The sequence below is a fragment of the Sphingomonas paucimobilis NBRC 13935 genome (assembly GCF_000739895.2).
GTDB lineage: Bacteria > Pseudomonadota > Alphaproteobacteria > Sphingomonadales > Sphingomonadaceae > Sphingomonas > Sphingomonas paucimobilis.
In genome coordinates this window covers 45,966-59,054 of record NZ_BBJS01000042.1, presented here as the reverse complement: position 1 = coordinate 59,054, position 13,089 = coordinate 45,966, and the positions used below count along the sequence as shown (strand labels likewise).

Genomic DNA, 13,089 nt, shown 5'->3' with positions numbered 1-13,089 from the left:
CCAACCCGAAGAGGGTGGCGAAGTGGCGCAAGCGGGCGACGGTGGAAGATCTGAAGACCGGGCCGAAGGCTCCTCATTCAACGACCCTGTCCGAGGCCGAAGAGGCAATGGTTGTGGCGTTCCGCCGTCACACGCCGCTGCCGCTTGATGACTGCCTCTACGCATTGCAGCCGTCGATCCCGCACCTGACGCGGTCAGCGCTGCATCGGTGCCTCCATCGGGATGCCACAGCCCTGACTCGTTGGGGAGCATGCTGGCCATGGCGCGGAAGCCGTGGCTGGTCATCTCGTCACTCTCGAACCCCAGGCGGCGCAGCGCGACGTTCAGCGTGTTGTCGGAAAATGCAGCGCTTGATGGTGTGAAGCGCCGGGAAGAGGAATTCGCTGTCCCGCGCCAGCGACCGCAGATCCTGCAACAGGAACAGCACCTGCCGCGCCAGCGGTATCGCATGCGGCTGCTTCATCTTCATGCGCTCGGCCGGCACGCGCCAGACCTTTTCGGCGAAGTCGATTCGCTCCACTTCGCCTGCCACAGCTCACCCGGACGCAGGAAGACATGCGGCGCGATCCTGAGAGCATGCAGGGTCTCGGGCCGCCCCGTGTACCCGTCGATTGCGCGCAGCAGGTCGCCGACCTTCTTGGGCTCGACGATCGCGGCGTGATGCTTGACCCGCGGAACGGTAAGGGCGCCGCGCAGGATGTCGGCTGGATTGCGCTCGGTGCGCAGGGTCGCGAACCCATAGCGGAAGACGCGGCCGGCAAAGGAACGTAGCCGAAGCGCCGTTTCATGATGTCCGCGTCGCTCGACCCGGTTCAGCACGTCGAGAAGCTCATGCGGGGTGACCGCGGCGATCAGGCTTGTCGATGCCGTCGAGGAGTTCCAGAAACCAGCGCGCTTTCTGATGGTGGCGGGGGAACGGCCCTCGCGCTCCATCTTCTCAATATATTCCCCGGCGACGAGCGCGAACGTCGTCTGCGCCGCAAGTTCGGCCTTCAGCCGCCGCTGGGGCTTTTCCTCGACGGGGTCGATCCCGTCATCGAGTTCGGCCTTGGCCTCGTCGCGCTTCCGGCGCGCCTGGACCAGGGAGACGTCGGGGAAACTGCCCAGCGACAATTTGCGCTCGATGCCGCAGCATCGATAGCGAAAGCGCCAGAGCAGGGCGCCGGATGGCTGCACCAGCAGATACAGGCCGTCCGAATCGGCCACCTTGTAGGGACGCTCTGCCGGTCTCAGCGCCCGGATCTGCACAACCGTAAGCATGGGGCCACGCCTCCTGCAACGTTCGTGGCCCCATGATTCGTGGCCCCTTTTGAGTGGGCCACGGCGGAACATAATGAGATTTCACGGGACCGCCGGGAGGCAGTTTACTGCAGATTTCTGCGGTTTTCCAGGTTTGTTCCGGGGACGTGATGGTGCCGCTTACAGGACTCGAACCTGTGACCCCCGCATTACGAATGCGATGCTCTACCAGCTGAGCTAAAGCGGCCCTTCGTCGCAACCGGCTGGTATCCGGTCGAGGTGGGCGCGCTTAACAGGTCTGTGGGGGGCTGGCAAGCGGCATTGGCGTCTTTACACGCCGTTAACGACGTTGCCCGCATGACATGCCCAGATAAGAAGGAAGGCGATCATGACCACCGGGCCGGATCTGAACGAGGCATCGTCCGCCGATCGGGACGGGGAGGGCGAAGGGCTCGATGCTGCCCTGGGCGAGGATGTCCTTTTCGGGCTGGCCGGGGTCGAGCGGCGACTGCACGCGCGCGCCTATCATCATTGGGTGTCGCTGCTGGACGATGCGCCTTATCCGTTGATTGATGCGCTCGACCCGCAAGGGATAGCGGATTTCGCCGCCAACTCGGTGCTGCTCGATTTTCGCGGCGGCGAGGATGACCCGACGATCGCCTATATCGGTGGTGGGTTGCGTGAGGAATGTAGCGAGACGCCGATGCCGATGCGGGTCACCGATCTGCCGCCGGGGTCGCTGTTGTCCCGGATGATCGGCCATTATCCCCAGCTTCTGGCCAGCAAGGCGCCGGCCGGGTTCGAGGCGGAGTTCGTCAACAGTCGGGGGCGCACGACGCTCTACCGGGCGATCCTGCTGCCCTATTCGTCGACCGGCCAGACGATCGACTTCATTCACGGCGTCGTGAACTGGAAGGAAGTGGCGGACCCTCTCCTTCAGGCGACGCTCGATTCGGCCCTGATCGACGCGATGGGCACCCATCGACCTGCAGCGAAGCCGGCGGATGGGGTCTGGGCCCAGGTCGAGGCACCCACCAGCGACCGGATCCGGCGCGATCCGGCGGCACTGGCGCATGTGACGTTCGAAAGCGGTGCGAGCCCCGGCACCCTGATCGTCATGGTCGGGCGGGTCGAGACGGACGGCCGCATCGCCGTCCTGGGATCGGTCGCCGATGATCCGCGACTGGCTGACAGGGTATTGCGCGCCTCGCAATGAAAATTGCGCTGCGGCGCAACATCTTTTCTTGCACTGCCAAGGGTTGAGCGGCGCGAAAGCCGGGCCTAGGACTTGCGCCCATGGCACCGAATATGTCGCATCCGATGGCCGACGCGATTGCCGCACGGCTGACCCAGGGCGCCCTTCCGGCGGAGTTGCAGGGGTTCGGCCCCGCGGAGGTGGCTGCTGCGGCGGCCTTCGTCGCGGGGGTGGCCCAGCGGCGGTCCCCCGGCGAGCCGTCGATCGCGCTGGAGCCGATGTCGGGCGACGACACGCATCGCCGCATGCGCCTCGCCATCGTCAATGACGACATGCCCTTCCTGGTCGATTCGATCGCGGCCATGGTCGGCGCGGACGGCATTGCGATCGACCGCGTGATTCACCCCGTCCTTCCCGTCACCCGCAACGCAGAGGGTGAGCTTCAGGCGATCGGCGCGCCGGGTGGCCGCTCCGAATCCTTCATCTATCTGGAAATGGAACGCGCCGATGCGCGCGACCGGCGCGGACTGGTCGACGATCTGCGCGCCGTGCTGGCCGATGTGCGCGCCGCCGTGGTGGACTGGTCGGGCTTGCAGGATGCCCTCGCCGCCGATGCGACCACGCTGGGCGAGAAGAATGGCGAGGGCGCGGCGCTCCTCCTGTGGTTCCTGAACGGCAAGCTGACGCTGCTCGGCCATGAGAAATGGTATGAGGACGGCCGCGAGGCCCCGGCGCTGGGCGTGGCGCGGACGCCGCACAAGGTACCGCTGCTCGCTGACACCTCGCGCCAGCGCGCGCTGGACTATTTCGTCGAGGGCGGCGCGGCGCCGTTGCTGCTCAAGTCCAATGCGATCTCGACCGTCCATCGCTCGGTACCGCTCGACCTGGTGCTGGTGCCGGTGATCGAGGGCGGGCGGGTCGTCGGCCTGTCGATCCATGCGGGGCTGTGGACCAGCGCTGCGCTCGCCAGCCCGCCGCATGAGGTGCCCGTCCTCCGTACGCGTCTGGCGGCACTGCAGGCCAAGTTCGGCTTCGACCCGCGCGGCCATACCGGCAAGGCGCTGACCCATGCGCTGACCGCGCTGCCGCATGATCTGGTGACGGCCTTCCCGGCCGAGGCGCTGGAGCAACTGGCGCTGACCGCCATGTCGCTGGCCGATCGGCCGCGGCCCGAGCTGGTGCTGATCCGGTCGGTGTTGCAGCGGCATTTGTTCGCATTCGTCTGGCTGCCGCGCGACGAGCTGACCACCGCGCGCCGCGTCGCGATCGGCGAGATGCTGGGCGAGGCGGCCAATGGCTCGCTGCTCAACTGGTCAATCGCGCTGGAGGACGGCGTCGTCGCGCTGATCCGCTACACCATCGACCTGCGCCAGGACGGGCGCCTGCCCGACACGGCGGCGCTGTCGGAGCGGCTGCGCAAGATGGTGCGCGGCTGGATGCCCGATGTAGAGGCGGCGCTGGCCGAGCAGGTGCCCGCACCTCGTGCCGCGCGTCTCGCGCTGCGCTGGGCCAATGGCTTCCCGACCAATTACCGCAATGTCAGCGATGCGGCAGAGGCCGCCGCCGATATTCTGCGTCTGTCGGCGCTGGAGGACGAGAATAGCCGCTCGGTGCGCCTGTTCCCGGTGCAGCCGGGGCAGGACCGCCAGCTGAAAATCTACAAGCTGAACGGCGCGCTGCCTTTGTCGGACGCGGTGCCGGTGCTGGAGAATTTCGGCTTCCGCGTGATCGGCGAGCTGCCGACGCGGTTGCGCGACGATGCCGATCCCTTCGTCCACGACTTCATCGTCGAGACCGAGGCGACGACCGAGCCCAAGGGCGCGGCGGTGCTGGAGGGGGCGATCGCGGCCGTGCTGGAGGGCGCGGCGGAGAATGACGCGTTCAACCGCCTGATCGTCGATGTCGGGCTCAGCCCGCAGGCGGTGGTGCTGTTCCGCGCCTGGTTCCGCTATCTGCGCCAGGCCGGGCTGCCTTATGGCCTGACCACGGTGGTCGATGCGCTGCGCCGGGCGCCCAAGCTGGCGACCGCGCTGATCGAGCGGTTCACCGCCGCGCATGATCCCAAGACGACCGGCGACCTCGCCGCCGCCGATGCCGCGATTGCGGCGGGCCTCGATGCGGTGTCGGCGATCGACGACGACCGTATCCTGCGCAGCTTCCGCGACATGATCGCGGCCACGCTGCGCACCAATGCCTTTGCCGAGGCGGGCAAGGAAGCGCTGGCGTTCAAGCTGGACAGCCACAAGATTCCGGGGCTCCCGGCGCCGCTGCCGTGGCGCGAGGTGTGGGTCTATTCGCCGCGTGTCGAGGGTATCCACCTGCGCGCCGGACCCGTGGCGCGCGGCGGCCTGCGCTGGTCGGATCGCCGCGACGACTTCCGCACCGAGATTCTGGGCCTGATGAAGGCGCAGCGGGTGAAGAACGCGGTCATCGTGCCGACTGGGGCCAAGGGCGGTTTCTACCCCAAGCAGCTTCCGTCACCCGTCACCGACCGTGACGGCTGGGCGGCCGAGGGCAAGGAAAGCTACCGCGTGTTCATCCGCGCGCTGCTGTCGATCACCGACAATATCGTCGAGGGCGCGGTGGTGCACCCGGACGGCGTGCGCGTGCTGGATGGCGAAGACCCCTATTTCGTCGTCGCCGCCGACAAGGGCACCGCGACCTTCTCCGACGTCGCCAATGCGCTGGCGCTGGAGCGCGGCTTCTGGCTGGGCGACGCCTTCGCCTCCGGGGGTAGCCAGGGTTATGACCACAAGGCGATGGGCATCACCGCCAAGGGCGCCTGGGTCTCGGTGCAGCGCCACTTCGCCGAGCGCGGCGTGGACGTGCAGACGCAGTCCATCCGCGTCGTCGGCTGCGGCGACATGTCGGGCGACGTGTTCGGCAACGGGATGCTCTTGTCCAAGGCGATCAAGCTCGTCGCGGCGTTCGACCATCGCCACATCTTCCTCGATCCCAATCCCGATCCCGCCACGAGTTGGGACGAGCGCGCGCGCATGTTCGCGCTCCCTCGGTCGAGCTGGGCGGATTACGACACCGGCCTGATCTCGCCCGGCGGCGGCGTCTTCCCGCGTTCGGCCAAGACCATCCCGCTGTCGGATGAAATCCGCGAGGCTTTGGGCATCACCGCCACCTCGCTGGAACCTACCGCGCTGATCTCGGCGATCCTGAAGGCCCCGGCCGATCTGCTCTGGTTCGGTGGCATCGGGACCTACATCAAGGCGGCGGCGGAGAATAACGTTCAGGTCGGCGATCCGGCCAACGACCGGCTGCGCGTCGATGCCGAGGATCTGCGCGTCACCGCCATCGGCGAGGGCGCCAATCTGGGCGTCACCCAGGCCGCGCGCATCGCCTTCGCCGAGCGGGGTGGGCGGATCAACACCGACTTCATCGACAATTCGGCGGGCGTCGATTGTTCGGATAACGAGGTCAACATCAAGATCGCGCTCAACCGCGAGATGATCGAGGGCCGTCTGGCGGAGGGCGATCGCAACACGCTGCTCGCCGCGATGACCGACGACGTGGCGCATATCGTACTGGAGGATAACCGGCTCCAGACTTTGGGCCTGTCGATCGCAGAGGCGGACGGCGCGGGCGCGATGCCGAGCTATGTCCGCGTGATCGAGATTTTCGAGAGCGCCGGACGGCTTGACCGCGCGGTCGAGGGGCTGGGCAGCAACGACGTGCTGCTGCGGCGCGGGCAGGACGGCATTCCGCTGACCCGGCCCGAACTGGCGGTGCTGCTGGCGACGGCCAAGCTGACCCTGCAGGACGCGATCGAGACCAGCCCGCTGGCGCTCGACGCCGAACTGCTCCCTGATCTGCGCGCGGCCTTCCCGCCCGCGATGCAGGAACAGTTCGGCGAGGCGATCGACCAGCACCGCCTGCGCGGCGAGATCGTCGCGACCAAGCTCGCCAACCGGATCGTCAACCGCATGGGCATCCTCCACCCGTTCGAACTGGCGGAGGAGGAAGGCGCGGCGATGGCCGACATCGCGGCGATGTTCGTCGTGGTCGAGCGGCTGTTCGACCTTCCCGCCCTATGGACCGCGATCGAGACGGCAGTGATGCCCGAGGCGGCACGTATCGCGCTGTTCGACGAGGTGGCGCGCGCCACCCGTTCGCAGATCGCCGACCTGTTGCGCTCCATGCCTGCGGGCACCTCGCCCGGCGCGGCGCTGGAGCGGTTGCAGCCGGGGATCGAGCGGCTGGCGGCGGAAACGCCCGCGCTGCTGCGCGACGAGGCCAAGGCGCAGAGCGCACGGGTCGTCGCCGCGCTGGAAGAGGCGGGCGCGCCTGCCGATCTCGCGGCACAGGTGGTGCGCGTGTCCGAGCTCGACGGCGCGGTGGGTCTGGCCGATCTGGGCCAGCGGCTGTCGCTCGACGAGACGCGGTTGACCCATGCCTTCACCCGTTTGGGTCAGGCGCTCGGCCTAGACTGGGCACAGGGACAGGCGGCGCGGATCAGCCCCAGCGATCCGTGGGAGCGCCTGCTGATCGCGGGCCTCGCGCGCGATTTCCAGCAGCAACGGCTCGACTTCCTGGGCCGTGCGGGCACGACAGACCCGGAAGCGGCGGTCGAAGCCTGGCTGGAACGCAATGCCGCGCGCGTCGGCCAGTTCAAGGCGGTGATCGACCGGGCGCGTCTGGCCGCGCAACCGAACGCCGCGATGCTGGCCCAGATAGCGGGCCAAGCACGGGTACTGCTGGGTCGGTAAGGATCAGGATTAGGTTGCGGTGTTACCTTAACGAAACTCTCCCGCAGCCTATCTGCGGGAGAGAATTTTTCAAATCAGCATTGATTGACGCGGGATGCTGGGAAGCATTGCTGCCCTTTGCCCTTTAGGTCGATGGAACCCGAACCTGGACGGTCAGGTTTGACATCGGGCTCGCCGAAGGTGGCGATGCATTGTTCACGGCTTTCGAAGCCGACAATCATCCAATTTCCATTCTCGCATGCATTCCCGCTACCATTGTCTCCAAGTTCGATTGGCACAGCCTCTTGCGCGAGGGCTGGCGAACCGAGCATCAAAATGGTACCCGCAACTCCATGTAAGACGATTTTCATTGGTTTACTCCCAAAGCAATGAGCGCCATCCGACGGGTGTGCCATGGACACCCGAATCATAGCACCTCATTGACCATATATTTGTGATAAGCCCTCGGCAACAAAAGCAAATGCTTTATAGGTGTTCGTCAGCGCTTTTCCTGTCGGCGTCATGCGATTCTGGTCTGGCGCATAGGTCAATTTGCAAGTTCCTATATTATTAAGGCCCGCCACATGCTGCGAGAGAGGCTTCTCTTACGCGGCGTTTGCTTATTCACGCGAAGACGCGAAAATGAAGGCAAATGTGGTTCGCGCGGAGGACGTGGAGATTCTCACTCGCTGCGCCGGCGTGCCATTACCTCAAGCGGTGATGATCAGCGAGCGCGGCCGCGCGCACTACCTCGCGGTGTCGTCTGCCCCTCTGCGTGAACATGATATCCGCGTCTTCGCACGCAAAAATCAGATCGCCGCGCACTTCTCCAGTAACCAGTCGCGATCCGCACCCTCCAACTCGAGCGCGAGAACCTCCGCCACCCGCGCATGATAGGCGTTGAGCCAGTCCCGCTCCTGCGCTGTCAACAACTCCGGCACGATCAGCGTCCGCTCGATCGGGCATAGCGTCAGCGTTGCGAACCCCAGCATGTCCCGGTCCGCGCCGGGAATATCGCGCGGCTCGACCAGCACCAGATTCTCGATGCGAATGCCATATTCGCCCGCCTTGTAATAACCCGGCTCGTTGGACAGCATCATGCCCGCGCGCAGCGGCTCCATGGCGGCCCCGCCGGGATAGTTGGGGGCGGCGATACGCTGCGGCCCTTCATGCACCGACAGGTATGCGCCGACGCCGTGGCCCGTACCATGGGCATAATCCAGCCCGACTTCCCAGAGCGGCCGCCGCGCCAGCGAATCCAGATGCCCGCCCAGCGTTCCGTCCGGGAACACCGCCGTCGCCAGCCCGATATGCCCCTTCAGCACGCGGGTGAAGCGGTCGCGCATCTCGTGCGTCGGCTCACCGATCGGCATGACGCGGGTGATGTCGGTGGTGCCGTCCTGATACTGGCCGCCGGAGTCGATCAGGAAGAGCTGGCCCAGTTCGATCGCCGTATTCGACTCCTCGGTGACATGATAATGCGGGCTCGCGCCATGCGCGCCCGTCGCCGAGATGGTGGAGAAGCTGGTGTCCTTGAGCAGCCCGGTCGCCTCGCGATACGCCAGCAATTGCGCCGCGGCGGACAATTCGGTCTGCTCGCCCTTGGGGCATTCGCTTTCGACCCAGCGCAGGAACTTCACCATCGCCGCGCCGTCGCGGATCGAGGCGGCACGGTGGCCGGCGACTTCGGCGGGGTTCTTGATCGCCTTGGTCAGCACGACGGGATCGCGAAGCGCGAGCACCTTGGCGCCACCGGCTTCCAGGGCCTGGGCAATGCCCGCCACCGCGCGCTCGGGATCGGCGACGATCCGCTTGCCGGCAAAGCCGCCCAGATAGCCCTCGAACGCCGCCCGGTCGTGCAGCCGCACCGCATTGCCCAGATGCGCGCGCACCTCGGGCGTGATCTTCTCGGGCGCGATGAACAGGTCGGTCTCGCCGTCCGCATGGACGATGGCATAGGAGAGCGCGACCGGCGTATGCGCGACATCGGTACCGCGCACGTTGAGCGTCCAGGCGATCGAGTCGAGCGCCGACAGCACCACCGCATCCGCCCGCTGCTCGGCCAGCCATTCGCCGATCCGTGCGCGCTTGGTGGCGGAGCCTTCACCCGCGATATCATCGCTTTGCACCGTCAGCATGGCGGGCGAAGGGACAGGGCGATCGGTCCAGACCGTATCGATCGGATTGGCCGCGACCGCGACCGGTTCCGCCTCCCGGTCGGCCAGCGCGGCGGTCATGTCGGCGACCTGCTGGCGGGTGTGCAGCCACGGGTCATAGCCGATCCGCTGCCCCGCCGCCGTTTCGCGGCCCAGCCAGCCGGCAACGCTGTCCTGCGGCACCGGGATATAGGCATAGTCCTCGGCCGACACCTGCTCGCGCACCTGGAGTGTATAGCGGCCATCGGTGAAGATCGCCGCCTTGTCGGCCAGCACCACCGCCGTTCCCGCCGACCCGCCGAACCCGGTCAGCCAAGCCAGCCGCTGCGCATAGTCGCCGACATATTCGCTCATATGCTCATCGGTCAGCGGCACGACGAAGCCGTCCAGTCCCTGCTTGGCCAGTTCGGCACGAAGGGCGGCGAGGCGGGCGGAATGGGACATGACGGAACCTGACAAGGATGGGAAACGCGACCGGTCTAGCTCCGCACGCCCACAGCGTCGAGCCACAAGGCCGATCCTCCGTTCAGCCCGAGCGAAGTCGAAGGCCATGGGATCGCCCTTGTGGCAGGGCGGGGAGCGTGCGCTTCGACTTCGCTCAGCGTGAACGGAGGTATGGCGCGCATGGGCGGAAGCGGTGGCCGTGAACGGAGGGGCGGGAGAAACCGAACCCCACCCCTTCCGGCGGCGTGAAAGCCTAGCTACATCCGCACGATGACCGAACCGACCGCGCTCACCCCGCCCGTTGCCGAAACCCGCCCGCACAGTTTCACCGCCCATGGCATCACCATTGACGATCCCTATGCCTGGTTAAAGGACCCCGCTTATCCCGAGGTCACCGACAAGGACGTGCTCGCCTATGTCGAGGCGGAGAACGCCTATTTCGAGAGCGTCATGGCCCCGCGCCAGCCGCTGATCGACCGGCTGTACGAAGAGATGAAGGGGCGGATCAAGGAGGATGAATCCTCGGTCCCGCAAAAGGATGGCGACTGGCTCTACTGGACCGCGTTCGAGACGGGTGGCCAGTACCGCAAATGGTGGAGGAAGCCCGTCGCGGGCGGTCCCGACGAGCTGCTGCTCGACGAACCGGCGCTGGCCGAGGGCAAGGAATATTTCCGGCTAGGCGCCTTCTCGATCAGCAATAACGGCCGGTATCTGGCCTATGCGATCGACGACAATGGCTCGGAGCGGTTCGAGGTGCGGATCAAGGACCTGACCAGCGGCGAACATTTGCCCGAGGTGATTCCGGGCATGTTGTCGGAAATCGTCTGGGTCGCGGACGATAGCGGCTTCCTCTACGGCGTGGCGAATGCGCAGTGGCGGACCGACAATGCCCGCTTCCACAAGCTGGGCACCCCGGTCGAGCAGGATGTCGAGTTGTTCCACGAGGATGACGAAGGCTACCGCGTCGCCGTCGCCGAAACGTCGGCGCGCAACTGGATCGTGATCGCGACCGGCGATCACGTCACCAGCGAGGTGCGGCTGCTGCCCGCCGACAATGTCTTCGCCGAACCCATCCTGGTCGCCCCTCGCAAGGAGGGGCGCGAATATGACGTGGACGAGCATGAAGGCACGCTGTTCATCCATACCAACGACACGGACCCGCAATTCCGCCTGTGTACCGCCTCGATCGAGAATCCCGGTGACTGGCACGAGCTGATCGGCCCAGACCCGCATTTCTACATGACCGGGGTCGAGTGTTATAAGGACTTCTTCGTGGTCGAGGGGCGCGAGGACGGCTTGGACCGCATAGCCATCCACCGCTACGATACGCCGACCGTGCCGGAGCGGATCGAATTTCCCGAGGAAAGCTATACGGCGGGCCTGGGCGACAATCCCGAATATGACGTGTCGGTCCTGCGGCTGGGTTACGAGTCGATGGTCACGCCGGGTACGGTTTATGACTATGACGTCGCGACCGGCGGCCTGACCCAGCTGAAGGTGCAGGAAATCCCCTCGGGCTATGACGCGGACAAGTATCGGACCGAGCGGCTGAAGATCGCTGCTCGCGACGGGACGATGGTGCCGGTGTCGATCGTCTACCCGAAGGACTTCCCGCGCGACGGATCGGGCAAGCTGTTCCTCTATGCCTATGGCGCCTACGGTTATGCCATTCCGCCGGGCTTCTCGACGGGGCGCATGAGCCTGCTCGATCGCGGCTTCGCCTATGCCATCGCGCATATCCGTGGCGGTGACGATCTGGGCCAGCAATGGTATCTCGACGGCAAGCTGGAGAAGCGGACCAACACCTTCCACGACTTCGTCGACGTGGCGAAGGGGCTGATCGACGGTGGCTGGACCGCCGAGGGCCAGATCGCGATCGCGGGCCGCTCGGCGGGCGGCGAGCTGATGGGCGCGGTGGTCAATTCGGACCCCGAGCTCTGGGGCGCGGTGATCGCCGATGTGCCGTTCGTCGATGTGCTCAACACGATGATGGACGCCGAACTGCCGCTGACGCCGGGCGAGTGGCCCGAATGGGGCAACCCGATCGAGGACCAAGCGGCGTTCGAGCTGATCCGCAGCTACAGCCCCTATGACAATGTCCGGGCACAGGCCTATCCCCCGATGTTCATTTCGGGCGGCCTGAACGATCCGCGCGTGACCTATTGGGAGCCCGCCAAATGGGCCGCCAAATTGCGCGCGACCAAGACCGATACCAACCTGCTGCTGCTCAAGACCAATATGGGCGCCGGCCATGGCGGCAAGTCGGGCCGGTTTGAGTCCCTGCGCGAGGGGGCGGAGGAGCATGCCTTCGTCCTGTGGCAGATGGGAGTCGAGTCCTGAGTATCGAGGCGATCGTCGCGCGCTTCGGGGTGGTGGCGATCGCGCTGGGTGCGGGGCTGGAGGGGGAAACGGCGGTCGTCACCGGCGGCATCCTGGCGCATCAGGGGCTGGTCGCCTGGCCCGCCGCGGTACTCGCCGCCGCGATCGGATCGTTCATCGCCGACCAGATCTTCTTCACCATCGGCCGGCGCGCGCGTGACGGCCGATGGGTGGGCAAGCTGCGCAAGCGTCGCGTCTATGCCCGCGTCATGGGCATGATGGAGCGCTATCCGGTCGGCTTCATCTTCGCCTTTCGCTTTCTTTATGGCCTGCGCACGATCAGCCCGGTCGCGATCGGCACCAGCGAGGTGCCGACCCGGCTGTTCGTCGCGGTCAATGCCGTATCCGCCGCATGCTGGGCATCCATCTTCATCGGCATCGGCTATCTTTTCGGGGAGGCGTTTCAGGAACTGGCGGCGCGCTGGCGGCCCAGCCTGCCGCATATCCTGATGGCCGCGGCGCTGGTCATGGTCGCCGCCGCGATCGGCTGGGGCCTGCGCATGATGTGGCAACGGCATAAGGAGTCGAGCGACCGGGCATGAGCCGCTTCACCCTGAGCATTACCGCAGGCCCCGAGCATATCGACGAGCTCGGCCATGTGAACAACGCCGTCTGGGTCCAGTGGATTCAGGCGATCGCCACCGCGCACTGGGAAGCCGTCGCGCCGCCCGAGCATGTCGCGGCGCATATCTGGGTCGTGACGCGGCATGAGATCGACTATCGCGGCAATGTCGTGGCGGGAGAGACGGTGACGGCGGAAACCTGGGTGCCCAACCCTCCCAAGGGCGCGCGGTTCGACCGCCATGTCCGTTTCCTCGGCCAGGATGGGCAGGTGAAGGTGGAGGCGGTGACCACCTGGGCGCTGATCGATCGCGAGACCGGCCGCCTGCTGCGCGTCACGCCCGAGATCGCCGCGCCTTTCATGGTTTGACCGCAAGAAGCGGGACGCATCGCGCTCGTGGATGGGCTAGGCTTGGCC

The 13,089-nt window shown here is 66.2% G+C and carries 9 protein-coding genes, 1 tRNA gene and 1 pseudogene; 6 read left to right on the top strand and 5 right to left on the bottom strand.

Going from position 1 to position 13,089, the window contains the following annotated elements; translation table 11 throughout:
• Positions 1 to 221, top strand: a pseudogene (locus tag SP6_RS20995) (IS481 family transposase); the annotation flags it as partial.
• Positions 222 to 289: 68 nt separating this feature from the next.
• On the opposite strand, the gene SP6_RS21525 reads toward SP6_RS20995, so the two are convergent.
• From SP6_RS21525 to SP6_RS12900, 3 genes are all read right to left on the bottom strand, one after another.
• On the bottom strand, positions 290 to 484 hold the full coding sequence (locus SP6_RS21525) for a hypothetical protein (RefSeq protein ID WP_007405589.1): 195 nt from the start codon (positions 482 to 484) through the stop codon (positions 290 to 292).
• Positions 466 to 1,260, bottom strand: coding sequence for a tyrosine-type recombinase/integrase (locus tag SP6_RS20470; protein ID WP_050794194.1), 795 nt, complete (start codon positions 1,258 to 1,260; stop codon positions 466 to 468). Before SP6_RS20470 ends, SP6_RS21525 begins: the two co-directional genes overlap by 19 nt.
• Before the next feature lie 150 nt (positions 1,261 to 1,410).
• A tRNA-Thr gene (locus SP6_RS12900) sits at positions 1,411 to 1,486 on the bottom strand.
• A 141-nt stretch (positions 1,487 to 1,627) separates the two neighbouring features.
• Here SP6_RS12900 and SP6_RS12895 point away from each other — a divergent pair.
• Together SP6_RS12895 and SP6_RS12890 are read left to right on the top strand one after the other, a co-directional pair.
• Positions 1,628 to 2,455 (top strand): PAS domain-containing protein, encoded by an 828-nt coding sequence (locus SP6_RS12895; protein WP_007405503.1) that lies wholly within the window; start codon positions 1,628 to 1,630, stop codon positions 2,453 to 2,455.
• A 92-nt stretch (positions 2,456 to 2,547) separates the two neighbouring features.
• On the top strand, positions 2,548 to 7,152 hold the full coding sequence (locus SP6_RS12890; protein WP_007405542.1) for an NAD-glutamate dehydrogenase: 4,605 nt from the start codon (positions 2,548 to 2,550) through the stop codon (positions 7,150 to 7,152).
• A 74-nt stretch (positions 7,153 to 7,226) separates the two neighbouring features.
• Here the strand turns inward: SP6_RS12890 and SP6_RS20990 are convergent, their stop codons facing one another.
• Positions 7,227 to 7,502 carry a hypothetical protein gene (locus tag SP6_RS20990; RefSeq protein ID WP_126053207.1) on the bottom strand — a complete coding sequence of 92 codons (276 nt, stop codon included), beginning with the start codon at positions 7,500 to 7,502 and terminating at the stop codon, positions 7,227 to 7,229.
• A 438-nt stretch (positions 7,503 to 7,940) separates the two neighbouring features.
• Positions 7,941 to 9,731, bottom strand: coding sequence for an aminopeptidase P family protein (locus SP6_RS12885; RefSeq protein WP_007405625.1), 1,791 nt, complete (start codon positions 9,729 to 9,731; stop codon positions 7,941 to 7,943).
• 270 nt (positions 9,732 to 10,001) lie between these two features.
• Between SP6_RS12885 and SP6_RS12880 the strand changes: the two genes are divergently transcribed.
• From SP6_RS12880 to SP6_RS12870, 3 genes are read left to right on the top strand one after another with little or no spacing between them, the layout of a single operon-like run.
• Positions 10,002 to 12,071, top strand: a complete 2,070-nt coding sequence (locus tag SP6_RS12880) for a S9 family peptidase (protein WP_007405552.1) — start codon at positions 10,002 to 10,004, stop codon at positions 12,069 to 12,071.
• The gene (locus SP6_RS12875; RefSeq protein WP_007405624.1) at positions 12,047 to 12,652 is read left to right on the top strand and encodes a DedA family protein; all 606 of its coding nucleotides are present in this window, start codon (positions 12,047 to 12,049) and stop codon (positions 12,650 to 12,652) included. Before SP6_RS12880 ends, SP6_RS12875 begins: the two co-directional genes overlap by 25 nt.
• Positions 12,649 to 13,041, top strand: a complete 393-nt coding sequence (locus tag SP6_RS12870; RefSeq protein WP_007405577.1) for an acyl-CoA thioesterase — start codon at positions 12,649 to 12,651, stop codon at positions 13,039 to 13,041. Before SP6_RS12875 ends, SP6_RS12870 begins: the two co-directional genes overlap by 4 nt.
• The last annotated feature ends 48 nt before the right edge of the window (positions 13,042 to 13,089 follow it).

Excerpts from the sequence above, each read along its gene's own strand:
- SP6_RS20470 (WP_050794194.1), bottom strand. The coding sequence starts at position 1,260 with ATGCTTACGGTTGTGCAGATCCGGGCGCTGAGACCGGCAGAGCGTCCC.
- SP6_RS12895 (WP_007405503.1), top strand. The coding sequence starts at position 1,628 with ATGACCACCGGGCCGGATCTGAACGAGGCATCGTCCGCCGATCGGGAC.
- SP6_RS12890 (WP_007405542.1), top strand. The coding sequence starts at position 2,548 with ATGTCGCATCCGATGGCCGACGCGATTGCCGCACGGCTGACCCAGGGC.
- SP6_RS20990 (WP_126053207.1), bottom strand. The coding sequence starts at position 7,502 with ATGAAAATCGTCTTACATGGAGTTGCGGGTACCATTTTGATGCTCGGT.
- SP6_RS12885 (WP_007405625.1), bottom strand. The coding sequence starts at position 9,731 with ATGTCCCATTCCGCCCGCCTCGCCGCCCTTCGTGCCGAACTGGCCAAG.
- SP6_RS12880 (WP_007405552.1), top strand. The coding sequence starts at position 10,002 with ATGACCGAACCGACCGCGCTCACCCCGCCCGTTGCCGAAACCCGCCCG.
- SP6_RS12870 (WP_007405577.1), top strand. The coding sequence starts at position 12,649 with ATGAGCCGCTTCACCCTGAGCATTACCGCAGGCCCCGAGCATATCGAC.